Source organism: Methylobacterium sp. SyP6R, assembly GCF_019216885.1.
Classification (GTDB): domain Bacteria; phylum Pseudomonadota; class Alphaproteobacteria; order Rhizobiales; family Beijerinckiaceae; genus Methylobacterium.
In genome coordinates this window covers 3,597,638-3,621,201 of the sequence record NZ_JAAQRC020000001.1, presented here as the reverse complement: position 1 = coordinate 3,621,201, position 23,564 = coordinate 3,597,638, and the positions used below count along the sequence as shown (strand labels likewise).

General features: G+C 71.1%; 22 protein-coding genes. 5 read left to right on the top strand and 17 right to left on the bottom strand.

What is annotated here, in order from left to right; translation table 11 throughout:
- Positions 1–80: 80 nt before the first annotated feature.
- The 16 genes from HBB12_RS16770 to HBB12_RS16695 form a co-directional block, all read right to left on the bottom strand.
- Complete coding sequence (locus HBB12_RS16770) at positions 81–3,440, bottom strand: ATP-binding protein (RefSeq protein ID WP_236990388.1); 3,360 nt, start codon at positions 3,438–3,440, stop codon at positions 81–83.
- Complete coding sequence (locus HBB12_RS16765) at positions 3,437–4,120, bottom strand: hypothetical protein (protein ID WP_236990387.1); 684 nt, start codon at positions 4,118–4,120, stop codon at positions 3,437–3,439. The genes HBB12_RS16770 and HBB12_RS16765 overlap by 4 nt, the downstream gene beginning before the upstream one ends.
- A complete protein-coding gene (locus tag HBB12_RS16760; protein ID WP_236990386.1) occupies positions 4,117–5,085 on the bottom strand; it encodes an endonuclease domain-containing protein in 969 nt (322 codons plus the stop codon). The genes HBB12_RS16765 and HBB12_RS16760 overlap by 4 nt, the downstream gene beginning before the upstream one ends.
- A gap of 145 nt (positions 5,086–5,230) precedes the next feature.
- Entirely contained in the window at positions 5,231–5,803 is a 573-nt protein-coding gene (locus HBB12_RS16755; RefSeq protein WP_236990385.1) for a hypothetical protein, read from the bottom strand.
- Positions 5,804–6,160: 357 nt separating this feature from the next.
- The gene (locus tag HBB12_RS16750) at positions 6,161–7,501 is read right to left on the bottom strand and encodes an LLM class flavin-dependent oxidoreductase (RefSeq protein WP_236990384.1); all 1,341 of its coding nucleotides are present in this window, start codon (positions 7,499–7,501) and stop codon (positions 6,161–6,163) included.
- A gap of 61 nt (positions 7,502–7,562) precedes the next feature.
- The gene (gene metB, locus HBB12_RS16745; protein WP_236990383.1) at positions 7,563–8,729 is read right to left on the bottom strand and encodes a cystathionine gamma-synthase; all 1,167 of its coding nucleotides are present in this window, start codon (positions 8,727–8,729) and stop codon (positions 7,563–7,565) included.
- Positions 8,730–8,824: 95 nt separating this feature from the next.
- Positions 8,825–9,652, bottom strand: a complete 828-nt coding sequence (locus HBB12_RS16740) for an NADPH-dependent oxidoreductase (protein WP_236990382.1) — start codon at positions 9,650–9,652, stop codon at positions 8,825–8,827.
- A 112-nt stretch (positions 9,653–9,764) separates the two neighbouring features.
- Complete coding sequence (locus tag HBB12_RS16735; RefSeq protein WP_236992805.1) at positions 9,765–10,682, bottom strand: type II secretion system F family protein; 918 nt, start codon at positions 10,680–10,682, stop codon at positions 9,765–9,767.
- A 72-nt stretch (positions 10,683–10,754) separates the two neighbouring features.
- A complete protein-coding gene (locus HBB12_RS16730; protein ID WP_236990381.1) occupies positions 10,755–11,723 on the bottom strand; it encodes a type II secretion system F family protein in 969 nt (322 codons plus the stop codon).
- 28 nt (positions 11,724–11,751) lie between these two features.
- Entirely contained in the window at positions 11,752–13,215 is a 1,464-nt protein-coding gene (locus HBB12_RS16725; RefSeq protein ID WP_236990380.1) for a TadA family conjugal transfer-associated ATPase, read from the bottom strand.
- Positions 13,216–13,308: 93 nt separating this feature from the next.
- On the bottom strand, positions 13,309–14,553 hold the full coding sequence (locus HBB12_RS16720; protein ID WP_236990379.1) for a CpaE/TadZ family protein: 1,245 nt from the start codon (positions 14,551–14,553) through the stop codon (positions 13,309–13,311).
- Positions 14,554–14,639: 86 nt separating this feature from the next.
- A complete protein-coding gene (locus HBB12_RS16715; RefSeq protein ID WP_236990378.1) occupies positions 14,640–15,356 on the bottom strand; it encodes a CpaD family pilus assembly protein in 717 nt (238 codons plus the stop codon).
- Between the two features lie 69 nt (positions 15,357–15,425).
- On the bottom strand, positions 15,426–16,955 hold the full coding sequence (locus HBB12_RS16710; protein ID WP_236990377.1) for a type II and III secretion system protein family protein: 1,530 nt from the start codon (positions 16,953–16,955) through the stop codon (positions 15,426–15,428).
- Positions 16,956–17,008: 53 nt separating this feature from the next.
- On the bottom strand, positions 17,009–17,824 hold the full coding sequence (gene cpaB, locus HBB12_RS16705; RefSeq protein ID WP_236990376.1) for a Flp pilus assembly protein CpaB: 816 nt from the start codon (positions 17,822–17,824) through the stop codon (positions 17,009–17,011).
- Between the two features lie 235 nt (positions 17,825–18,059).
- The gene (locus HBB12_RS16700; protein WP_236990375.1) at positions 18,060–18,566 is read right to left on the bottom strand and encodes an A24 family peptidase; all 507 of its coding nucleotides are present in this window, start codon (positions 18,564–18,566) and stop codon (positions 18,060–18,062) included.
- 237 nt (positions 18,567–18,803) lie between these two features.
- Positions 18,804–18,968, bottom strand: a complete 165-nt coding sequence (locus tag HBB12_RS16695; protein WP_236990374.1) for a Flp family type IVb pilin — start codon at positions 18,966–18,968, stop codon at positions 18,804–18,806.
- Between the two features lie 276 nt (positions 18,969–19,244).
- Here HBB12_RS16695 and HBB12_RS16690 point away from each other — a divergent pair, with 276 nt between their 5' ends.
- The 3 genes from HBB12_RS16690 to HBB12_RS16680 all read left to right on the top strand — a co-directional run bounded on the left by HBB12_RS16690 (position 19,245) and on the right by HBB12_RS16680 (position 21,305).
- Complete coding sequence (locus HBB12_RS16690) at positions 19,245–19,805, top strand: pilus assembly protein N-terminal domain-containing protein (protein WP_236990373.1); 561 nt, start codon at positions 19,245–19,247, stop codon at positions 19,803–19,805.
- A gap of 178 nt (positions 19,806–19,983) precedes the next feature.
- The gene (locus HBB12_RS16685; protein ID WP_236990372.1) at positions 19,984–20,613 is read left to right on the top strand and encodes a TadE/TadG family type IV pilus assembly protein; all 630 of its coding nucleotides are present in this window, start codon (positions 19,984–19,986) and stop codon (positions 20,611–20,613) included.
- A complete protein-coding gene (locus HBB12_RS16680; protein WP_236990371.1) occupies positions 20,610–21,305 on the top strand; it encodes a TadE/TadG family type IV pilus assembly protein in 696 nt (231 codons plus the stop codon). The genes HBB12_RS16685 and HBB12_RS16680 overlap by 4 nt, the downstream gene beginning before the upstream one ends.
- A gap of 51 nt (positions 21,306–21,356) precedes the next feature.
- Here the strand turns inward: HBB12_RS16680 and HBB12_RS16675 are convergent, their stop codons facing one another.
- Entirely contained in the window at positions 21,357–21,872 is a 516-nt protein-coding gene (locus HBB12_RS16675; protein WP_236990370.1) for a retropepsin-like aspartic protease family protein, read from the bottom strand.
- Between the two features lie 281 nt (positions 21,873–22,153).
- Between HBB12_RS16675 and HBB12_RS16670 the strand changes: the two genes are divergently transcribed.
- A complete protein-coding gene (locus HBB12_RS16670; RefSeq protein WP_236990369.1) occupies positions 22,154–22,846 on the top strand; it encodes a 50S ribosomal protein L25/general stress protein Ctc in 693 nt (230 codons plus the stop codon).
- A 91-nt stretch (positions 22,847–22,937) separates the two neighbouring features.
- The gene (gene pth, locus HBB12_RS16665; RefSeq protein WP_236990368.1) at positions 22,938–23,549 is read left to right on the top strand and encodes an aminoacyl-tRNA hydrolase; all 612 of its coding nucleotides are present in this window, start codon (positions 22,938–22,940) and stop codon (positions 23,547–23,549) included.
- Positions 23,550–23,564 lie beyond the last annotated feature (15 nt).

Genomic DNA, 23,564 nt, shown 5'->3' with positions numbered 1-23,564 from the left:
TTCGCATGGCCGGCTCAAGCCGGATGAAATGGCATCACGGTTAGGCCGGGCCGGCCCGGGATGAGATCGCCCGTGCCGGCTCACCCACCGCGCTTGTCCTCCATCCCGGCGGCGGACGCCCTGGCCCGGGCGATCACCTGCTCGGGCGTCGGCGGGTTGGCCGGGTGGTGGCTGAGGCAGAGCGGCGTGCGGAGCTTCGCCGGCCGCCCCGAGCCCTCGGTGGCAAAGTAGAACTCGCCCGCCCCGAGCCGGCCGATATCGGGGGCCGCCCCGCCGCTCGCCGCCATGATCTCCTGGGCGGCCGCGATGGTCGCGGGGGCGCTCTGGCGGCCGAAGAACTGCGTCGTGCAGTTCGAGACGACCTGGTTGTGGATGCCCCGCGGCACCTGCGTCGCCACGATCATCCCCAGCCCGTATTTGCGCCCCTGCGCCACCAGCTTGATCCCGCTGCCGAGGCTCGGCGGCGTGCGCCCCGAGGGCAGGAAGGTCTGGGCCTCGTCGACCACGTAGAGCAGGCCCCGGGGCGAGGGGTTCTTCTTGATCCAGCCGAACAACGCCATCTGGAGACGGTTGACGAAATCCTCCCGCGCCGCCTCCGAGGCGAGGCCCGACAGGTTGACGACCGAGATCCGGGTTCTGTTGCGGGTCGGGCCGAAGAACAGCCGGGCCGGATCGAGCACCGCGCCCTCGATCCGCAGCAGCGGGTTGGTGGCGACGGCCGCGCGCAGCTGGTCCGCCATGTCGGCGGCGAGGTTCGTCGCTCGGCCGATCTGGCTGGTGCCGTCCGGCAAATCGGCGAGCAGCTCGGTAAAGGCGCCGAGCGTGCCGCCGCCGCGGCTCGCGAAGGCCCGCAGGGCATCGGCGAGGACGCCGCGCTGGAGGTTTCTGGTGGCACCGGCGAGCGGCCCCAGGGTCTCGGCCGCCATCTCGATCGCCTGGGCGCGCTCGTCGCGGTCGTCGCTCGCGGCGAGGTCCGGCATCGCCGACAGGAAGAGCGGGTTGCCGGCATGGATGCCCGGCGTCCACACCACCACCTCGACCCGATCGGCGTAAGAGGCGGCCTTGCAGTCGTCCTCCGGCGTGAACTTTTCGGGCCGCTCCGGCCAGGCATCGCCGAGGCGCGACAGGTCGTTGTTGGGATCGACCACGATCGCCGGAATGCCGGCGAGCGCCGCCTCCTCGACCAGGCGCCGCAGCAGCACGGTCTTGCCCGAGCCGGACCCGGCGATGATCGCGGTGTGGCGCGGCAGGAGTCTCAGCGGCAGGGCGACGGGCGGCGCATCGGGGGTGATGCGGTGGCCGACCGGGATGGCGTCGGGGATGGGCTCCGATGGCGGGGCAGCGCGCCGGGGGGCGGGCTCCTCGAGGGCGGGCTCCTCGAGGGAGGGCTCTTGGGGTGAAAGTGCCTCTGCGGCCCGCGTCACTGTCTCGAAGGCCTGGGCCGGCACGGCGCGCCGTGGCTCGGGCTCGGCGCGCTGGGGCGATGCGGGCTCCCGGGGAAGCCGCGGGGGTGTGCCGGGCTCGGCGCCGGCCTGCCTCGTCTCCGGTTCGGGGCCTGGGGCTGATGGATCGATGGTCCGTCCGGGCTGGCGGGGCGGCAGCGGCGGGAGAGATTCGCCGCCACGCCGCCCCCGCCCGCCTTGCGCCTCCGTGCCGTCGCCGGACAGGCCGATCCTGCGGAAGAACGCGGTTCCGCGCACCGGCAGCGTCTCGCGCATCCAGCTCTCGAACAGGTCGAACCGCCCGTCCCGCAAGGCCTCGTCGCGTAGGGAGCGCAGGGCCACGAAGGTGCGCAGGTCGTCGTCGGACGGGTCGATCAGCGTGCCACCCGCGGCGACGAACCGGCTGACCAGGGTGCCGGTCTTGGTGCCCGCCGGCACCGGGCCGCGGCGCACCAGCAGCAACTCCCGGCCCGGGATCTTCGACGAGATGCCCGAGGCGGTGAGCGCGGCGCGCAACCGCGCCTGGAAGGCGATCGGGTGCGGCTGGAGCAGGGCGCGGTAGCAGACGTGGCGCTCGCGGTCGTTCTCGTCCCGGTGAAGGAAGGTGAGCCGTCCGTGCAGGGGCGGCAGCTTCTGCTCCGGCTCGCCCTTGCTCACCACGTCGATCGCGTCGTGCGGGTCGTCCTCCAGGGCGTAGAGATCGAAGGCAGCGCGCAGCAATTCGCCGAGCCCGGCATCCTCGTCGTCGAGGATGTCGGAGATGTCGGCCTTGCGGCGAGCGTCTTCGAGGTCGAAGGGACCCGAGCCGCCTTTCTTGCCACTGTTGTTGTTGGGTTCGATGAGATCGTTGCAGACCGTGACGCTGCCATTCGCCAGGCAGTCGCGGCGGAAGGCGTCGCAGCGCATCAGCAGCGTGCGCGGCCGCATCGCGACGCGGGACGCGGCGGCGATCGCAGCTTCGCCGAACGGCCAGGTCGGGAAGGGCGGCGTGAAACCGGCCTCGGCGTAGGCCGGCGCGAGACGGCCGCGGATCAGCGCCGCTGCGGCGGCCGGCTTGTTCATGCCCGTCAGCACCACCGGCGGCTCGAACCGGTCGAAGGCGGATTTCAGCCCACGCTCCTCCAGCCGCCGCCACGAATCCGTCAGGCAGGTGATCAGCGTCATGCCGCGACCAGCGCCGTCATGCAGCTCCATCAGGCCGGCGGCCAGCATCTCGGCGAGGCCGGGGCCGGGCTCGAAATCGTCGTCGAGGGTCAGGCGGCTCGCATCGACCACGCCGTCGATCTGGTCGACGGCGACGAGGGTCGGGCCGCTCAGGCCCATGATCCAGGCCATGCCGCGCACGAGCTCGACAGGTGGGGGCGGCGGCATGGTGAAGCCGAGGCCGGCGCGGGCGGCCGGGTCGGCGTCGTAGCCCTGGAGCCAGGCATGGGCGAGGCCGACGGCGGCGAGGTCCTGCGAGCGCAGCAGGCACAAGGCCCGGAAGACGTCCTGGTGCTTGAGCGCCCGCACCGTATCGACGTGCATCAGCGCCCGGACCAGCAGGTCGACGATCTTTCGGGTGTCGATGTTGGGGGTGTTGAAGGCCTGCTCGACCTGCCCCTCGACCTTGAAGCGGCGGGCGACCCCGGCCAGCACCGCGTCGGACTGGCGCCGTCCGTCCGGCATCGGCTGCATCAGGGCGGTGAGGTAGCTGAGCGCGGCGCTGCGCCAGAAATCGGTCAGCCCGAGCACGTCGAGCAGCACGAACCAGCCGCCGGAGTGCCAGACCTCGCGGCGGATCTGACCGACGAGGTGGGTCTTGCCGATGCCCGGCTCGCCGACCAGCACCCGGCCGCGCGGGCGGCTGCCCGGCTCCTGCGCGTGGAGCGCATCGACGAGCCCTAAGATCAGCGCCTCGTTCGGCGCGCCGGTCGGCTCGGCATCGAGCCAGACGCTGTCGAGGGTGCGCACCCAGTCGAAGTTGACACGGCGCAGGGCGTCGAGGGCGTCGCTCATGCGTGGATCCAGATCTCGTGGAAGGGCTCGCCGGCAGGATTGAAAGCGGCGTCGCGCTCGGCGGCGTCGAGGGCCTTCGGGTCGCTGATCCGGGTCAGCCGGATGCTCGGATCGCCGCTCAGGATCGCCGCCAGCCCGGCATCGACGGCGGCGCGGTCGAGATCGGCGAGTTCCGCCCGCAGGGCGCTGAGGCGCACCGGCGCGGCCCGCCGGCCGCCGGTGCAGGCGAGATAGGCCTGTTCGATCCGGGCGCGGAGCCGGGCCAGATCGGGTGGGACGGCCTTGGTTTTCGGAGCCGTCCTGGGCTTCGGCGTGGCGTTCTTCCGGGCTCGCGGCGGCTTCGGCTCCGGCGGCCCCCGCTCGGGGGCGGGGCCGACGAACTCGGCGAGCGTCGCGCCCGTCGCGTCGAGGTGGTGGTGCAGGCGCGTGAGCCAGTCCTGGAGCACCCGCATGGTCGGGGGCAGGGGATCGCGCAGATGCCCGCCGGCCCAGTTCCAGCCCTTGTCGGTCACGGTGAGCCGCGAGGAGCGTCCCTCCTTCTCCACCGCCAGCAGCCCGGCCTTCCGCAAGGCATCGCGCGGGGCTTTCTCCGGTTTGATCTCGCTGTTCAGGGCGGTGCCCTGCCGGCCGAGCAGGCGCCAGAGGATCAGCGCCTGAGCCGGCGTCGGCGTCTCGCTCATCGGGTCGTGTCTCCTGAAGGGAGGCGGCGCAGCCGCACCACGGCGCGGACCTTCTCGACCGCGCGCTGCAGGTCGGCCGCGACCTCGTCGTTGGTGAGGCGCAGCACGAGGTAGCCGGCGACCGTCAGCTCGTAGTCGCGGTGGCGATCCTGGCCGAATTTCGGACTGGCCTGATGCTCCGGCCCGTCGATCTCGACGACGATGCGGTGCCGGCGGCAGACCAGGTCGACCCGCGGCTGCCGGCCGTCGCCCGCCACGGCGACGAGTTCATTGCCGGAAAACAGGCCGGCGAGCTCCGGGTCGGCCGCCAGCGCCGCCTCGATCCGCCGCTCGGCCGCGCTGGCGTGGTGGGCCCGCGAGCGCGGCGCGATGAAGCGCTCCGCCACCGGTGCCGCGGCGCGGCCGATCGCGACGGCACCGTAGAGGATGCGGTCATAGGGCGGTGTGTCGGGCGGCTCGGCCGGCAGGGCGAAGAGGCAGGCCGCGCCGTGCCCGGCGCACCATTCCAGCGCCTCGATCACCGCCCGCGCCCGCGCCGGCGAGACCGGATCGACCTCCGCCACCAGGATCATGCTGCCGGGATCGACCGCCCGCAGCAACTGCCCGCATTCGAGTGCCCGTGCCATCCTGCGGAACCGGGGCGGGCGCCCGGAGGCCGCCACCGCCGCCGCCGCCTTGAGCCAGGGGACAGAGACATCCGGCGCCACGGCGTCGCGCCACTCCGGCCAGCGGGCCAGCGCCAGTTCGGCGAGGTCGTCGAGCAGGCCGTCGATCACCGCGGCGCTGCTGCGCGGGTCATCGACGGCGACGAGGAGCGCGGCGCGATCGACCTCGCCGGCCGCCAGCGCTTCCCCTACGCCGTCGCGCGTCAGGCCGACGACCGTGAGCCGCTCGCCGCGCGCGAGGGCGGCGGCACGGCGCGCGAGCGCGGCCGGCGTCAGGCGCGGCCGGGCCGCTTCGGGCATCTCTCCGGACGATGGCAAGACGAGACCGCGTCCCCGGCGCGGGCCGGCGACGGTGCGCGCCGGTGATGACGGACTAATATGCAGCACAGGTTGCCGTACATTGCTAGCCGGTTGTGGCGCGGGCAGGCTGCGGATCGGCGTCGCGTCAACGCCAGAGACGGCAGAGCGTGTCGCCGGCCCGCTTGTGCTGACGAAACAACCCGACCGACCAGGAGTACCAGCCCCGTCGCGTGTACCAATCGTGGAGATAGATCACCGGGTTGGCTTTCGATGCCTTCATCAAGACCATCTGCGCACAGGTGCCCCGGGCGACGCCGTCGATGAGAAAGACGTCGGCGTCGTAGATCGTCGGATCGGGGTTGAAGTATTCATCCAAGCCGAGGGGATTCTCCTCGCTTGGCATTCCGTAGCCGTGATCGAAAAATCCGTTCGATGCGCACATGTGGTAAGTCAGGCGCTGGGCAAGATCTGGATCTGTGTCAATGACGTTCTTGACTTTGTTGAACCATAGCGCATTGTGTTCGATCGAGATAAGCCTCTGCCTGCCGTGCATCTCTTGCAGCCAGCGGATCGTCGAGGCGCCGGAGCCCCACTCGATCATGATCCCTTCTTCGGGCATTGCCCGGATCGTCGCCAGGATGGTCTCGATCTCGTCCGGTTGCATCTGGATCGGATTCTGTTCCTGGAACGTGCGGACGACCTGATTCGGTTCGAGCATGTCTACTATGCCTATGCAAGTTTTACCAATATTGTCCGCGGAGGTATAACCCTCGATGGACTCACAGATATCTGGGATTAACCGCCGCCGCCGCTCGCATGCCACGACCGTCGTCCCGGGATATCCTGCACAGGTTGCCGGACTTTACCAGGGGGTGTCGGTCCGGAGGTAGTCGAGACGTGTCTTCCGTCTCTCAGTCGATCCGGGGACCCGCGCCGTCAACCCTTTCCCGCAGAGGCGAGGCTGTCCGAGAACTGTAAAGGTCACGCATTTCTCCTTTCCCACTCGGGAGAGGGGAAACGCGCGCTTGATTCTAAAAAGAATTGTCCCCGGACGGCCCTGTGCAGGGGGGAGGGTTCAGTGCTGGGCTGGACGACCCGGTCCATGACCCAGGGGCGGGCGCGAGCCGAGATGCGAGCGCAGGGTCCGGCCCTCGTACTGGTCACGGAACAACCCGCGGCGGCGAAGCTCGGGCAGAACGAGTTCGATGAAGTCGTCGAGACCGCCCGGCAGGGTCGGCGGCATGATGTTGAAGCCGTCGGCGCCCCCGGCCCGGAACCGCGCCTCCATCTCGTCGACGATCTGGGCCGGCGTGCCGACGATCTGCGAGTGGCCCCGGGCGCCGGCGATCCGCAGATAGAGCCGGCGCAGGCTCAGGCCCTCCCGCCGGGCGAGGTCGAACATCAGCTGCTGGCGCGACTTCAGCCCCTCCGTCGCGGGCAGGTCCGGCACCGCTTCGTCGGGGTCGAAGCCCGAGAGGTCGTGGCCGACCATGCGGCTCAAGAGCGCCAGGCCCACGACGGGATCGATCAGCGCCTGCAACTCCTCGAACTTGTCCCGCGCCTCCGCCTCGGAGCGGCCGACCACCGGAAACAGCCCCGGCATGACCTTGAGGTCGTCGGGCGAGCGGCCGAAGCGGGCCATCCGCCCCTTCAGGTCGCGGGAGAACTCCACCGCCTCGTCGAGGGTCTGGTTGGCCGTGAACACGATCTCGGCGGTGCGCGCCGCCAGGTCCTTGCCGGGGCCCGACGAGCCCGCCTGGACCAGCACCGGCTGGCCCTGCGGCGTGCGCGGGATGTTGAGCGGACCCCGAACCTCGAAATGCTTGCCCTTGTGGTCGAGGGGCCGGAACCCGTCGGGCTTCGAGAACTGGCCCGACGCCTTGTCGATCACGACCGCGTCGTCGTCCCAGGTGTTCCACAACCCGAGAACCACGTCGACGAATTCCTCCGCCCGCTCGTAGCGGTCGGCGTGGCGGGAGATCGTGTCGTTGCCGAAATTCGCCGCTTCCAGGTCGGTGGCCGAGGTGACGAGGTTCCAGCCGGCGCGGCCGCCGCTCAAGTGATCGAGGGAGGCGAAGCGGCGGGCGACGTTGTAGGGCTCGTTGAAGCTCGTCGAGGTGGTGGCGACGAGGCCGATGCGGCCCGTGACCGCGGCCAGCGCCGAGAGCAGGGTGACCGGCTCGAAATGCGCAGAGCGGGCGGTGCGCTCGCTGGAACGCAGGTCGGCGTCGCGGATGCCGGTGCCGTCCTCCAGGAAGATCAGGTCGAACTTCGCGGCCTCGGCGCGCTTGGCCCATCCCACGTAGCGGTCGAGCACGAGCCCGCCATCGGCCTCGCTCGACGGGTGGCGCCAGCCGGCGACGTGGTGGCCGGTGGCGTAGAAGAAGGCGCCGAGGCGCATCGTCGCTGTCGTCATCGCTCGCTCGGGGTGTCGGGACCGGTCCCGTCGGATCTAGCGCACCCCGCAGCGCCCGTCGTCAGCCGCGGGCGACCGCGTCGAACGCCTGGGCGAGGTCCGCCAGCAGATCCTCCTCCGCCTCCAGCCCGACCGAGAGCCGCACCAGCCCGTCGCCGACGCCGGCCCGCTCCCGCGCCTCCGGGTCCATGGCGGCGTGGGTCATGGTCACCGGATGGGCGATCAGGCTCTCGACCCCGCCGAGCGACTCGGCCAAGCTGAAGACCCGCAAGCCCCCGACGAGCCGGCGCACCGCCTCGCGGCCGCCGGCGAGCTCGGCGCTCAGCATCGCCCCGAAGCCGCTCTGCTGGCTGCGGGCGACAGCGTGGCCGGGATGGCCCGCGAGCCCCGGATAATAGACCCGGGCCACCGCCGGATGCCCGTCGAGGAAGGCAGCGACCGCGGCGGCGTTGCGGCTCTGGCGCTCGATGCGGGGAAACAGCGTGCGCACGCCGCGCAAGGTCAGGTAGGCGTCGAAGGGCGAGCCGGTCACCCCGACGGTGTTGGCGAAAGCCGCGAGCTCGTCGCCGAGGGCGGCGTCGGCGGCGATCACCGCGCCGCCGATCACGTCGGAATGGCCGTTGAGGAACTTCGTCGTCGAGTGGACGACGAGGTCGGCCCCGAGCGCCAGCGGCCGTTGCAGGGCCGGCGACAGGAAGGTGTTGTCGACGACGAAGAGCGCGCCCGCCGCCTTCGCCAGGGCGGCGACGCGGCGCAGGTCGGTGATCCGCATCAGCGGATTGCTGGGCGTCTCGGTCAGCACGATCTTAGGCCCCTCGGCGAGGGCGGCCGTCAGCGCGGCCTCGTCGGTCTGGTCGACGAAGGCGACCCGGTAATGGCCGCGGGCCGCGCGCATCGACAGCAGCCGGTGGGTGCCGCCGTAACAATCGTGCGGCGCCACCAGGAGGTCGCCGGGGCGCAAGGGCGACAAGGCGAGGTCGAGGGCCGCCATGCCGCTCGACACCACCACCGCGCGGGCCCCGCCTTCCAGCTTCGCCAGGGTGTCGGCGAGCTGGTCGCGGGTCGGGTTGCCGAGGCGGGCGTAGTCGTAGGCCCGCGCCTTCTCGAATTCCGCGAAGGTGTAGGTCGTCGAGAGGTAGAGCGGCGGGGTCACCGCGCCGAAGGCCGTGTCCGTCCCGATCCCGTTCGCGGCGGCGATCGTCTCCGCCCGCCTGTTCTCGTCCGCCACGTCGCTCTCCCGGTCTCACGATGCCTCGGCGTCGTTCTTTATAAAGAACAACGCCGGCGATCAACGAAAAACCGTTCGTCCTGGCGGACGACGCGCTATTTCAGCCCGAAGCCGCGGCGCTCCAGGATTCCGCGCAACCGGTCGCGGCCGCTGAGCGAGCCGGGCCCGGCCACCCGCTCCAGGGCGGCGGCGCTCCAGCCGACCTCCGGCATCCGCTGCCCGGCCTGGAACGCCGCCATCGCCGCGTCGTAGGCCGCGATCGCCCCGGTCGCGAGGGCGGAATCGTAGCGGCCGCGATGCAGCACCACCTCTTGCGGCAGGCGCGGCTTCACGGCGGCCGGCCGCTCCGGATCGGGCCAGCCGACGCACAGGCCGAACACCGCCACCACGTTCGGGGGCAGGCCGAGCAGCTCGGCCACCGCCTCCGGGTCGTTGCGCAAGGCCCCGATATAGACCGAGCCGAGGCCGAGGGATTCGAGCGCCACGGTGGCGTTCTGGGCGGCGAGCGCCGCATCGACCACGCCGACCATCAGCATCTCGAGATAGTCGAGCCCGTCGGTCGGCCGGTCCCGGTCGCGGCCGAGCGCGCCGAGGCGCGACAGGTCGGCAAGCCAGACCAGCACCAGCGGCGCCTCGGCGACGTGGCGCTGCCCGCGCGCCACTTGCGCCAGGCGCGTCTTGGCGGCTGCATCCTCGACCGCGACGACGCTCCAGGTCTGGAGGTTCGACGAGCTCGGCGCCGATTGCGCCGCGGCGACGAGTGTCTCCAGGGTGCCGTCGGGGAGCGGATCGGGCCGGAACGCCCGCACGGTGCGGTGGGCGATGAGCCCTGCGATGACGTCGTTCCAGGCGATATCGAGCGCGGCGGCATCCACGCCGTAGCGGGCCTGCCAGGCCCGGTTGCGTTCCTCGGTCTCGGTCATCCGGCTCCCGTCCCCGATGCTCCTCGCGGCGCCGTGGAGTCGTACACGGAATTCTTCGGCCGGCCAGAGCGCTCGGGCCACCGAGGGAGCGCCGATGCCGTCCGGTGCGCCTCTACTTGACGCCGAACACCTGGACCATGGCCGGGGTGAGGATCACCACGAACAGGACCGGCAGGAAGAACAGGATCATCGGCACGGTGAGCTTCGGCGGCAGGGCGGCGGCCTTCTTCTCGGCCTCGTTCATCCGCTGGTCGCGGCTCTCCTGGGACAGAACCCGCAGGGCCTGTCCGACCGGGGTGCCGTAGCGCTCCGCCTGGATCAGCGCCGTGGTGACGTTCTTCACCGATTCGAGGCCGGTGCGGTTGGCGAGGTTCTCGTAGGCGATGCGCCGGTCGCTGAGGTAGGACAGCTCGGCGGTGGTCAGCGCCATCTCCTCGGCCAGCGTCATGCACTGGTTGGCGACCTCGACGCCGACGCGCCGGAACGCCGACTCGATCGCCATGCCGGATTCGACGCAGATCAGCAGGAGGTCGAGGGCGTCGGGCCAGTTGCGCTGGATCACCGCCTGGCGCTTCGAGATCTGGTTGCGCAGGAAGAGCTCGGGCGCCTTGATGCCGAGATAGAGCGCCACCACCACCATGCCGAAGCGGATTAGCACCGGCTGGTTCACCACCTCCAGCACGAACAGGTAGAACGCCGCCAGGACGAAGAAGGCGATCGGGATCACCAGGCGGAAGAACAGGAACCCGATCTCGGCCTGGGGCCCGCGGTAGCCCGCCATCATCAGGCTGTTCTTGGCGTGCTCGGTGCCGAGCCAGTCGCCGAGATGCAGTCGCTCGACCACCCGCTTCATGTAGGCCTTGGGCTCGTGGCGCAAGCTCGCCTTCTGGTTCAGGCGCTCCCGCTCGCGCAGGCGGATGCGGTCGCGCTCCTTGCCGACGCCCTTCAGGCGGCCGGCGAGCCGGTCGGGCTCCAGGAAGGGCTGGGCCAGGGTGAAGACCGTGGCGGCGGCGGCCACTGCGGCGAGCATCGCGCCGACGACATACGGGTCGATGAGCTGGGACAGGAACGGCACGCACCGCCTCCGGAAGTTGTCCGAGAATCAGATGTCGAAGCTGATCATCTGCTTCATCACGAAGACGCCGACCATCATCCACACGGCGGAGCCGGCAAGAGCGATGTGGCCGGTCGAGGTGGTCCAGAGCAGCGAGATGTAGTCGGGGCTGGTGAGGTAGGCCAGACCGGCGACGACGAAGGGCAGGGAGGCGATGATCGCCGCCGAGGCCTTGGCCTCCATGCTCATCGCCTTCACCTTCTCGGCCATCTTGCGCCGGTCGCGCAGCACCCGCGAGAGATTGCCCAAAGCCTCCGAGAGGTTGCCGCCGGATTTCTGCTGGATGCCGACCACGATGGCGAAGAAGTTCGCCTCCGGCACCGGCATGCGCTCGTAGAGGCGCGACACCGCCTCCGACAGCGACATGCCGACGGCCTGGGCCTCGACCATCGCCCGGAACTCGCTCTTGACCGGCTCCTGCGCCTCGCGGGCGATGATGCGCAGGCAGTCGCCGACCGGAAGACCCGAGCGGATGCCGCGCACGATCACGTCCATGGCGTTGGGCAGTTCGAGGATGAAGCGCGTCATCCGGCGCTTGCGCAGATAGGAGAGGATCCAGCGCGGCAGGCCGAGGCCCGCCGCGAAGGCGAGGCCGAGCGCCAGGAGCGCGTCGCCGCTCATCAGGAGGCCGAAGGCCCCGACCAGAAGGCCGCCGATCGCGCTGAAGACGTAGAACTGCTTCTTGCCGATCGCGAGGCCCGCCTGGGTCAGCCGCAGGTCGAGGCTGACGCGGGCCTTCTTCTCCTTGTCCTCGATCTCCTTGAGGCTCTTGGCGACCTGGTCGCGGCGGCTCACCGCCTGCACGCGCTCGGCGGCCTGGCGCTGGCCCACCAGGGCCTGCTGGCGCTTGCTGGCCCGGGCCTCGCTCGGCAGAAGCGGCACCACCACCGCCGAGGCGATCGCCACCGCGCTCACCGCGAGCAGCCCGGCCGCGATCACGGCGTCGAGTTCGATCACGGGCGCCTCCCCACGGCCGCGCGCGGCGTCATGCCGGCTCCTCCGTGCGGACTTCCGCCGCGTCGAGGGCGGCGGCGAGCGCCCGGTCCTCGCCGTAATAGCGCGCCCGGTCCCAGAATCGCGGCCGGCCGACGCCGGTCGAGCGGTGGCGGCCGATCAGCTTGCCGGTCGCGTCCTCGCCGACGATGTCGTAGATGAACAGGTCCTGGGTGATGATGACGTCGCCCTCCATCCCCATCACCTCGGTGATGTGGGTGATGCGCCGGGAGCCGTCGCGCAGGCGGGCGGCCTGGACGATGACGTCGATCGAGCCGGCGATCATCTCGCGCAGGGTCTTGGCCGGCAGGGTGAAGCCGCCCATGGCGATCATCGACTCGATGCGGCCCAAGCACTCCCGTGGCGAGTTGGCGTGCAGCGTCCCCATCGAGCCGTCATGGCCGGTATTCATCGCCTGGAGGAGGTCGAAGGCCTCGGGTCCGCGCACCTCGCCGACGATGATCCGCTCGGGCCGCATGCGCAGGCAGTTCTTGATCAGGTCGCGCATCGTGACCTGGCCCTGGCCCTCGAGGTTGGGCGGGCGCGTCTCCAGGCGCACGACGTGCGGCTGCTGCAACTGCAGCTCGGCCGCGTCCTCGCAGGTGATGATGCGCTCGTCGTCGTCGATGTAGCGGGTGAGGCAGTTGAGGAGCGTGGTCTTGCCCGAGCCGGTGCCGCCCGACACCACCACGTTGCAGCGCACCCGCCCGATGATCTGCAGGATCTTGGCGCCCTCGGGCGAGATCGAGCCGAAGCGGGTGAGCTGGTCGAGGGTGAGCTTGTCCTTCTTGAACTTGCGGATGGTCAGCGCCGGGCCGTCGATGGCGAGCGGCGGCGCGATCACGTTGACGCGCGAGCCGTCCGGCAGGCGCGCGTCGCAGATCGGCGAGGATTCGTCGACCCGGCGGCCGACCTGGCTGACGATCCGCTGGCAGATGTTCATCAGCTGCTGGTTGTCGCGGAAGCGCACCCCCGTCAGCTGGATCTTGCCGCCGACCTCGATGTAGGTCCGGTTGGCGCCGTTCACCATCACGTCGGCGATGTCGTCGCGGGCGAGCAGCGGTTCGAGCGGCCCGTAGCCGAGCACGTCGTTGCAGATGTCGTCGAGCAGCTCCTCCTGCTCGGCGATCGACATCACGACGTTCTTGAGGCCGATGATCTCGATGACGATGTCGCGGATTTCCTCCCGCGCCGCGTCCGGCTCGAGCCGGGCGAGCTGGGTGAGGTCGATCGCCTCGATCAGGGCGCCGAAGATCATGCTCTTCGTGCGGTAATACTCGTCCGAGCGGGCATTCTCCGGCGGGGCCTGCACCTCGCGGGGCGGGGTCGGGACCGGTTCGGCCCGTTTTCCGTCCTGAAACACCGGCGCGGCCGCCTCCGGGAGGACCGGGGCGGGGCCGGCGGGGCGCGGGGCCGGCGCCTTTTGCGCCGTCGCTCCGGGTCTCCTGCCGAACATGGGATCAGCGGCCTTCCTGCGACGCGGGCTTGAGGGGGATCCGGGCCACCGCTGCGGGCGGCGCGGATCGCGATAGGGACGAGGCCGGCCGGATCACGACGCCTTGCGGCGGGCGAGGCGGGCGAGCAGCGGCTGCAGCGGGTTCGCCCGGCCGCGGCGGGCCTCCGCGCGGCCGGTCAGGCTGCCGGCGAGTTCGCTCAGGATCTCGGTCACCTTGGATCCGGGCTGAACCTCCGCCAGCATCTGGCCGTTATTGGCGGCGGTGCCGAACAGGGCGGGCTCGAACGGCACCGCGGCGGCGACCGGGGCGTCGAGGGCCTTGGCGAATTCCGTGACGGCGATCTCGGGCCGCTTGGGCATGCCGACCCCGTTGAGGAGCAGGCGCGGCGCGCGGTCGTGGGGCCGGGCGCTGCGCAGCACCTCGAACAGGTTGCGGGCGTTGCGCAGGGACGCGAGGTCGGGGGCGGCCACCACCACGATCTCGTCGGCGCCGATCAGCATGCGCCGGCACCAGGCCGACCAGGCATGCGGCACGTCGAGCACGATGCAGGGCACGCTCGCCCGCAGGACGTCGATCACGCCGTCGAAGGTGCCCTCCGAGAAGTCGGTCGGGCGGTCGAGGGTCGCGGGCGCGGCGAGCAGGCTCAGGTTGTCGGTGCATTTCGACAGGAGCCGGTCGACGAAGTTCGCGTCGACCCGCTCGGGCGCGAACACCGCCTCGGCCACCCCCTGCGGCGGATCCTGGTTGAAGTTGAGGCCGGCCGTGCCGAAGGCGACGTCGAGATCGGCGATCACCGTCGCGGTGCCGAAGTCGCGGGCCACCGACCAGGCGATGTTGTGGGCGAGCGTCGAGGCGCCGACGCCGCCCTTGGCGCCGACCACGGCGATGGTCCGGCCGAGGGGCTCGGCGGTCGGATCGCTGAACAGCTCCGAGATCGCCGCGATCACCGCCACGGGATCAATCGGCGCGATCAGGTACTCGCTCACGCCACGGCGCATGAACTCGCGGTAGAGCACCACGTCGTTGACGTGGCCGATCACCACCACCTTGGTGCCGGCGTCGCAGACCTCCGCCAGGCTGTCGAGGGCCGACAGGGGATGGGATCGCCCGGCGCCGATCTCGACCATGAGGACGTTCGGGGTCGGCGCGTTGCGGAAGGCCTCGACGGCGGCGGCGCCGCCGCCCATCTGGACGCGGGCATGCGCCTTCTGCATCCGCCGGTCGCCGGCCGCCGCCTCGATCGCCGCCGCGACCTCGGCGCTCTCGCAGAAGGCCTGCACGGTGATGCGGGGGACCGGGGGGATGACCCTGGCGGTGGGATCGCCGGGCTCAGACATGGTACGCTCTCCGCCCGCAGGACGACGATCCCCCGGCGCGGTTACGCCTCGTCGCAGGAGCGGCCCTGGTCCGGCGCGTCGTCATCTCACTGTCCCACCTGGCTCTTCACGCTCGCGCGACCATCCTGCTTCCAAGTGGTTGACGGATCCTTTCCGGTGCGCAGGTCGGTCAGGTTCTGGGTCCGGCTCACCGTGTCGATCCGGCCCTCCTGGCGGCCGCGCACGAGGTCGATCGGATCGGCGATCTGGCTCGCGACGTTCGACCGGGTGGCGCAGCCGAAATTCCAGTAATTCTCGTTGCGGGCGTTGAAGCCCGGATCGCTGAAGCCGAGATCCTGCGGCCAGAGCCCGCAGGCTCCCGCTACCTTGGCCTGCATGCGCTGGAAGCTCAGCCGCAACGGCGCGCTCACCGCGACGTTGGCGACCGGATAGGGCGCGACGACGATCTCCCGCGCGCCCACCCCCCGGGCGAGCGCCCGGCCGCGCACGCTCTCCAGGGTGCGCTCGACCGCCGGACCGGGCACCTGCGAGCCCCGCGGCACCTCCAGGACCAGGACGCCGCGGCCGTAGCGGCGGTACTCGGTGAGGAAGGCGTCGACGTCGTCGGCCTGGCGCGGGTCGACGTGTCCGGTCCCGGTGACGAACACGTCGAGGCTGCGGGGCGAGTCCGACAGGACGAACGGGTGCCGCTCGGCGGCGGTCGACGGGCCGGTCGAGCCCGTAGTCAGCCCGCCTCTGGAGGCGCAGGCGGCGAGGCTGGCCGAGGCGGCCAGCAGGATCAGGCGGAGGGCGATGCGGGTCATGGCGGTGATCTGCCTCGGAGGGCCGGGGTCCCGGGCACGGATTTCGGGGCGAGGATGTCTGGGCTGACGTCAGTCGGTGATGAAGCCGACGCGGCCGCGATAGCTCGACCCGAGGGGGGCGGCGCCGACCACGCCGTAGAGGCGGTTGAAGCGGCCGAGCAGGACCGCCTGGCCGTCGCTCGCCTCGGTGAAGCCGTCGTCGGGCTTGCGCACCTGGCCCGGGTCCATCGGCTTGGCGATGTAGGGCGTGACCATGATCATCAGCTCCGTCTCCTGGCGCTGGTAGTCCCGGGAGCGGAACAGGGCGCCGAGGATCGGCAGGTTGAGCATGCCGGGCAGGCCGCTGATCGCCTGGCGGTTGCGCTGCTGGATCAGGCCCGCGATCATCATCGTGCCGCCGGAGGCCAGCTCGACGGTGGTCTCGGACTTGCGGACCGTCAGGCCCGGCACCGAGATGGTGTTGTTGCCGTTCGAGACGGGGATCGCGTTCTGGGGATCGAGCTCGGTGACGTTGGTGCCGACCCGGATCGAGATCCGGTTCTCCGACTGGACCACCGGCGTGAAGTTGAGGGCGACGCCGTAGGGCTTGTAGTCGATGCCGACCGAGCAGTTCGCGGCGGTCGAGGCCACGGCCGCGGTGCAGCTCTGGCTGGTCGGGACCGGGATCTCGCCGCCGGCGGTGAAGTTCGCGGCCTCGCCGGAGATCGCCGTCAGGGTCGGCTCGGCCAGCACCCGCGACACCCCGGCCTGCTCGAAGGCCTTCAGGGTCGCCTGCAGCGAGAACCCGCCCGAATTCACCGTGCCCTGCAGGACGTTGTTGGGCGGGAACGCGCCGCCGGTGAGCGGGAACGGCAGCGTGTTGACGAAGTTCATGTTGCTCCAGTTGGCATTCAGGTTGATGCCGAACTGCTTGAGCACCTGGCGCGAGACCTCGACCACGGTGACGCGCAGCATCACCTGGTCCTTGCCGCGGATCGTCAGGTTGTTGATCACCGCGCCGCGGGCGCCTCCCCCGGCCGCGCCGGTGCCGACGAAGGCGTTGGCGATGTCGATGGCCTGCTGGGCTTCCTGGGCGGAGCCGACCGAGCCGGTGAGCAGCACCGAATCGCCCGCCGGACGCACGTCGAACCGGGCGCCGGGGATGCTGCCGGCCAGCGTCTGGCGCAGCACGTTGAGGTCGCGCCCGACCGTGACGTCGAGGGCGGCGATCTGACGGCCTTCGCCGTCCATCACGAAGATCGAGGTGGCGCCGTTCTCGATGCCGATGATGAACACCTTGCGGGTCGAGCGCACGACGGCGTTCGCCACCTTGGGGTTCGCCACGAACACCTCCTTGGCGTCCCGCGGCAGGTCGATCACCAGCGACCGGCCCATGGTGAGGTCGACGCGGCGCGACACGTCGGCCTCGTTGGGGCCGACATTCACCACCGGCGCCGGCGCGAGGCCGCCGCGCTGGCCCGTCCCGCGCAGGCCGATGCCGTCGAGCGCCGCGGCGGGACCGGCCGCGAGGACGGCCAGGGCGCCCGCGCAGGCGGCACGCGCGACGAGGCTGCGGAAGGCGGGGCGATGGGCTGCCGCGGGAGGCTCGGGCTTCGTCATGGAACGGGGACTCGCGGGGCGGGAAGAGGCGCGGCGGTCGAAGGGGGATCCGCTCATCGGCGGGGCATCTGCTTGCTGACGCCGTAGCGCACGACGGTGAGGCCGCCACTCTCCGCCGCCTGCGGCTCCGGCGCGTCCGGGGCGGCCTGCCCGGCATCGGCGAGGCTGCGCAGGGTGAGGGAGAGCTGGCCGACCTTCTGGGCCAGGGTGACCGCCTCGGCCTGGGCCGGGGTGAGTTCGAGCGTCGCGGTATCGCCGGTGACCACCCGCTCGCCGTTGCGCTCCTGCACGGTCTGGCCGACCGCCAGGACCCGGATGTTGGTCAGGATGGTCGCGGCGGTCTGGACGTCGCCGGTGCCGGAGCGGGAGGCATCCTCGTCGCGGGCGGTGCGCAGCACGTCGACCCGGTCGTTCGGCAGGATGAAGCCGCCGGCGGTGTTCGAGCCGCGGGCATCGATCGAGATCGCGACGGCGCGCTTGCCGGAGGGCAGGATCGCCGACAGGAAGCCGCTGCCGTTGGCCTTGATCAGCTTCTCGCGCCGGATCGGCTCACCGGAGAGGAACGGGCTGCGCACGATCGACCCCACCGTGTCCTCGAGCGCCGTCGGTGCCGCACCGCGCTGGAGGGAGCCGTCGCTTGCCGCGGATTTCGGCCAGGATTGCCAGCGCAGGTCCGCGGGCTTGATGGTCTGCCCCATCGGCAGCTCGGCGGCGGCGACCAGCACCTCCGCCATCTCCATCGCCGGGGGCGGCGCGGCGACGGTCACGGCCGGCGGCGGCGGCGGGGGCTCGCGGCCGCTCATCATGACGAAGGCACCGAAGCCGGTCACGACGGCGACGCTGATGAGAAGCAAGCGCGATGACTTCATGAGGCGCCAACGAGTGAACGGACAAGGGGCGGCGCGGCGCCGTCCCTTGTCCGCACTTCATCAGGCATTCCTCAAATTAAGGTTAATCGCGCTTAGGGTTAACGCTTCGTCGCGATCGGTCCAGGCGGACCGTCCCGGTCGCCGGACAGGGCTGAGCGACGGCCGCCCCCTGGGGCACCGTCGCTCCTGTCCCGGATCGGATGCATGAAGACCGTACGCCCGGGGGGCCGGGGGTTCAGCCCGGCAGGGCAAGGCGCCAGAGCGTGGCCGAGGGGCAGGTGACGAGGGCCGAGGCCGCGAGCGCCACGCCGTAGGGCATGCCGACCGATCGGTCGTGCAGGTGCACGGCGAAGGGCCACGCCGCCGCGAAGCCGGGCAGGGGATGGCGGCGCATCGCCAGGATGGCCAGCGCCAGGACGCCGCCGAGCATCGAGGCGTTCACCACGTAGTCGAGCAGGGGGCCGGAGCCGAGCCACAGGGCGGTCGCCGCCGCCAGCTTGGCATCGCCGCCGCCGATCACGCCGGCCGAGAACAGCCCGAACCCGATCGCCAGAACCAGGAGGCCGGCCCCGGCATGCGCGGCGATAAGCGCCCAGTCGAGCCCGGTCGCGACGGCGAGCAGCGTGAAGGCTCCGACGAGCGCCGCGCTCACCCGGTTGGGGATCGTCATCGTGAGGATGTCGCTCATGGCCGCGTAGGCCATCAGGAACGGGAACACGACGAGGAGGCAGAGGCTGGCCATGCGGGCTCGCGGCAGGAAAGCGGGTATGCGGGGCCGGGCCGCCGGTGGAGGGGCGGTCTCGGCGTCTCGCATCTCCTGGGACGCGCCGACCCGCCGGATGCGGGTCGGCCCATGACGTCCAGACAACACCGTCGAAAATGCATCGCCCGATGCGGAGGAGGTCCTCCCGTCGAACGAGATGCCGTCAAATCCAATGCGCGGAGCAAGGCCCGATCGCCGCGCGATCGAGCGCCTGTCTTACTTGAGGCTGTTGGCGATCTTGTTGAACTGGTTGCCCAGGTTGTTGCCGACCGTGCCGGCGGCGACGATCACCGCGAGGGCGATCAGGGTCGCGATCAGGCCGTACTCGATCGCGGTGGCGCCGGACTCGTCGCTGACGAAACGCTTCAGCTTGGTGATCATAACTCGGTTCCCGCCTCAGTGGTCTCGGTTAGTCCGTCGACAATCGACTGGCGCCGATCGGGACTGACGACAAGCTATGCGGGCCACGTTGAGGTTGGGTTAAAACGATCGTCGCTCCCGTGTCGCTGAACCGAAATCGCCGCCTTGGTTAACGATCGGTCCATCGGCTTTTCGGGCGCTATGACGCCGGGTCGCCGCACCGGGCTTAGCGGTTTGTCAACCGTCCGGCGCTTGACTGTCGGATGTCATGAGACGCGTCCGAAAGACCATCCGCCGATGAGCCCGCACCGCGATCCGAGCCTTCCGCGCGCAGCGGGCCTGCCCTCCGCCGCCAGCGTCCTGGCGTCCGCGCTCGTCGTGTCCGCCGCGCTCTCCGCCGCCGTACTCTCTGCCGCCGTGCTCCTGGCCCCCGCCGCCGCGCGGGCGAACGACGGATCGACGGTGACGGTCTCGGTCGACAACGCCAAGGTGATCCGCCTTCCGGAACGCACCGCCACGGTGATCGTCGGCAACCCGATCATCGCCGACGTGTCGCTGCAGCGGAACGGAATCGTGGTCCTGACCGGCAAGAGCTTCGGCAGCACCAACCTCATCGCCCTGGACGGAGCCGGCACCATGCTGGCGGAAACCGCGATCAGCGTGCGGGCGGGCAGCCCGTCGGTGGTGACGGTGCAGCGCGGGCTCGAGCGCGAATCCTATTCCTGCACGCCGGCCTGCCAGCCGGCGGTGCAGCTCGGCGACGCGCAGCGCTACTTCTCCGAGGTGAGCGCCCAGACCGGCCAGCGCAACTCGCTGGCGATCGCGGGCGCCGGGGCCGCGGCTGCGGCGGGGCGCTGAAGTCTCGACGATCGGCGCAACCGATCCGCAACGCTTCGACCCATAGAAGTCTCTCACGGCACTCCCGTCGCGCCGCCGCCGCAAGCGACCGTCAGCGATCGATCCTGCCCGCGAGGCGCCATTCCGCCGGTTCGCCTCGGTCCAGTCGCCGCCCCTCCCTCCGGACCTGAACCGCGCCATGCCCCGTCACCGCCCGCTCGATGCCGTCGGAAAGCCGGCCGGACGGGTCCCCGCGCTCTGCGGCCGGATCGGCGCGCGGGTCGCCCGGTTCCCGTCCGACCGCGAGGGGGCGACAGCGGTGGAATTCGCGCTGATCGCGATGCCGTTCCTCTGTCTCGTCGCGGCGATCGTCGAGACCGCGCTCGCCTTCTTCGCCGGCCAGGTCCTCGACAATGCGGTCTCGAGCGCGTCGCGCCAGCTCTATACCGGGCAGTTCCAGGCGGCCCGGTCCGGCGATCCGGCCCCGCCGCCCGACACCACCGCGCAGGCGGTCGCCTTGCAGAAGTTCAAGGACGCGATCTGCCACGGCCGGGTGACGATCTTCTCGTGCAGCAGCGTCAAGGTCGACGTGCTGGCGATGGCCGACGGCTCCGACCTCACGCCGCAGAGCCCGGTCGACGGCGCCAGGCGCGACTGGCGGACCGATTTCGGCACGCATTACCAGAACCCGGGTTCGAACCAGATCGTGATCGTGCAGGCGGCGGTGGAGTTCCCGGTCTTCTTCGGCTTCCTCAACCCCGACACCCTGGCGAATGGCAGGCGGGTGCTGCAGAGCACCGTGGTCTTCCGCACGGAGCCGTTCCAATGATCGCGCGAGGGAAGCCGGGCCGCCCGGGCGCAGGGTTGCGCCTCCGGCGCGATGCCGCGCGCTTCGGGCGCGGCTTTGCGCGCTACTCGCGCGCACAGGACGGCGTCGCCGCGGTCGAGTTCGCGATGGTGCTGCCGCTCCTCGTGCTGCTCTACTTCGGCGCCACGGATCTCGCCGGCTACGTCAGCAACTTCCGCAAGGTGACCCTGTCGGCCCGCGCCGTGGCCGATCTGCTGGCGCGGGAGGGGGGGGACGTCTCGCCGGGGCAGTTCGCCGCCATCGTGAGGGCGGGACGGGCGGTGCTGGCCCCCTATGACGGCGCCTCGGCGCGAATCGCCGCCAAGGCGATCGGCGTCTACGACGCCAATGGCAGGGCCAGGGTCTGCTCCTACCAGGTGGAGGCCGGCAACGCCGCCGCGCCGGCGCCGAGCGGACCGACCGACGTGCCGACGGTGCCCGACGCCTACAAGAAGGCCGGCGCCCGCTACCTCGTCGTCGAGCTGACCATGGCCTACAAGCCGATCTTCGCCGCCGGCCTGGCCAAGCGGTTCAACCTCGGCACCCAGACCGAAACCGTGATCTGGCCGGTACGCAACGGCAAGGTCTACAACGTCGCGGTCACCTCGAACCCGGAAGTCGTGCTGCCGACCGTCGTGAGCAACAGCAACGGCGGGGCCTGCCCGGTCCCATGACGCCCGGCCGGGCCCGGCCGGCCGGTCCCACGCTCAGCCCCGCAGGATCAGTCATCCTCGCAGGATCATCTTGCCTCCCGCGACCTCGAACCCGCGCAGGCGGCGCAGGAACGACATGCCGAGCAGGCTCGTGTCGAGGCGTCCGCTCGGCAGCACCAGGGCGTCGACGTCGCGCAACCTGATTTCGCCGATCCGCATCTCCCGCACCCGCACGCGGGCGGCCGGCACCGGCCCGTTGGCCGTGGCGACCTGCGCGGTGAAGTCGCGCTCGGTGACGTTGAGCCCGATCCGGCCCGCATCCTCGCGGGTGAAAACGCAGAGCGTGGCGCCGGTATCGACCAGCATGCGCAGCACCTGCCCTTCGACCTCCGGGTGGACCCGGAAATGACCGGACAGGTCCTGGGCGAGGGTCACGCTGCCGTCGGATCCGGGCGGGATGCCCGGCGCCGCCGGGGAGGACGCGGCGGCCGGGGCGCGTCCGATCCGGGCGACCCGCTCGATCACGGGTCCGCCGGTCAGCACGGCGCCGGCGAGCACGCCGAGGGCCCAGAGGATCGGGCGCGTCACGGACAATCTCCGGGTGGGAGGAGGGATGGCGGGCAGGCTCGCGCCGGACCGGTTAAGGATCCGTCCGGCGGTCGCGTCGACTCCCGGTCGATCCCCGCTTCTCGCCAGTTCTTGCCATCGGGGCCCGCGTCTGCTAGCAGCACCCCGCCCGCCGGACACCCTTGGAGGCCGGATTCCCGTCTTGGGAACGGGCGTGGCGACGTCGGTTCACAGGGCCGTCCTCGAGGGGGCGGCCTTCGGCGTTTGAGCCATCCGCAAACACCAGTTTTAAGGATCACGCCATGAGCGCCGTGAAGCCGCTTGAGGCCGTGGCACGCGACCGGGTCGGCAAGGGGGCCGCCCGGGCCGTTCGTCGCCAGGGCCAGGTGCCGGCCGTCATCTACGGGGGCAACCAGCCGCCGCAGGCCATCGCCATCGACCTCATCCGCACCCGCACCCTGATCTACGCCGGCGGTTTCCGGACCACCGTGTTCGAGATCAGCGCCGGCGGCCGCAAGGTCCGGGCGATCCCGCGCGACTTCCAGCTCGACCCGGTCACCGGCGTGCCGCTGCACGTCGACTTCCTGCGCGTCGTCGCCGGCCAGTCGATCGAGGTCGAGGTGCCGGTGCACTTCACCAACGAGGACGCGGCCCCCGGCATCAAGCAGGAGGGCGGCACGCTCAACGTGGTCCACCACACCGTCACGGTCGAGGTCGCCCCCGAGTCGATCCCGGATGCCATCACGGTCGACCTGACCGGCAAGGCGATCGGCGACACCGTCCACGTCTCCGACCTGCCGGCCCCGGCCGGCGTCTCCTTCGTGCTCGGCGGTGACGAGGTCGTCGCCACGGTCGTGCCGCCGACGGTGCTCGGCGCCGAGGTCGAGGCCGAGGAGGCCGCTGTGGCCGAGGCCGCCCGCGCCGAGTCGGCCGCCGAGGCCGAGGCCGAGGCTGCCGAAGAGGCCGCCAAGGACGAGGCCGCCAAGGAGGACTGAGCCCTCCGGGTTCGCCCTCATCCTGTCATGGGACGCCCCGGTCGCGAGACCCGGGGCGTCTTTTCGCTTTCTCGGGGAGCTGTCTGTCGCCATGCGGCTGTTCGTCGGCCTCGGCAATCCCGGGACCCGCTACGCGGGCAACCGGCACAATATCGGCTTCATGGCGCTCGACGCGATCGCGCGCCGGCACCGCGCCGCGCCGTGGCGCCGCAAGTTCCAGGGCGACTGCACCGAGGCGGTGATCGGCAGTGAGCGCGTGCTGCTCCTGAAGCCCCTGACCTTCATGAACGAATCCGGCCGGGCGGTCGCGGAAGCGCAGCGCTTCTACAAGATCCCGCTGGAGGGCGTGGTGGTGTTCCACGACGAGCTCGATCTGGCTCCCGCCAAGCTCCGAGTGAAGAAGGGCGGCGGCAATGCCGGCCATAACGGGCTGCGCTCGATCACCGCGCAATGCGGCAACGAGTATTGGCGCGCCCGCCTCGGCATCGGTCACCCGGGCGACAAGGCCCTGGTCCACGCCTACGTGCTCAACGACTTCGCCAAGGCCGAGATGCCGTGGGTCGAGGACCTGTGCGATGCGATGGCGGACGCGGCCGAGCTCATGGCCGCGGGCGAGGATGCCCGCTTCCAGAACAAGGTCCACGTCGCCATGGCCGGGCGCGGCTGGGACGAGGTGAAGCGCGTCGGCGAGAAGCCGGCTTGACCCCGACATCTCCAC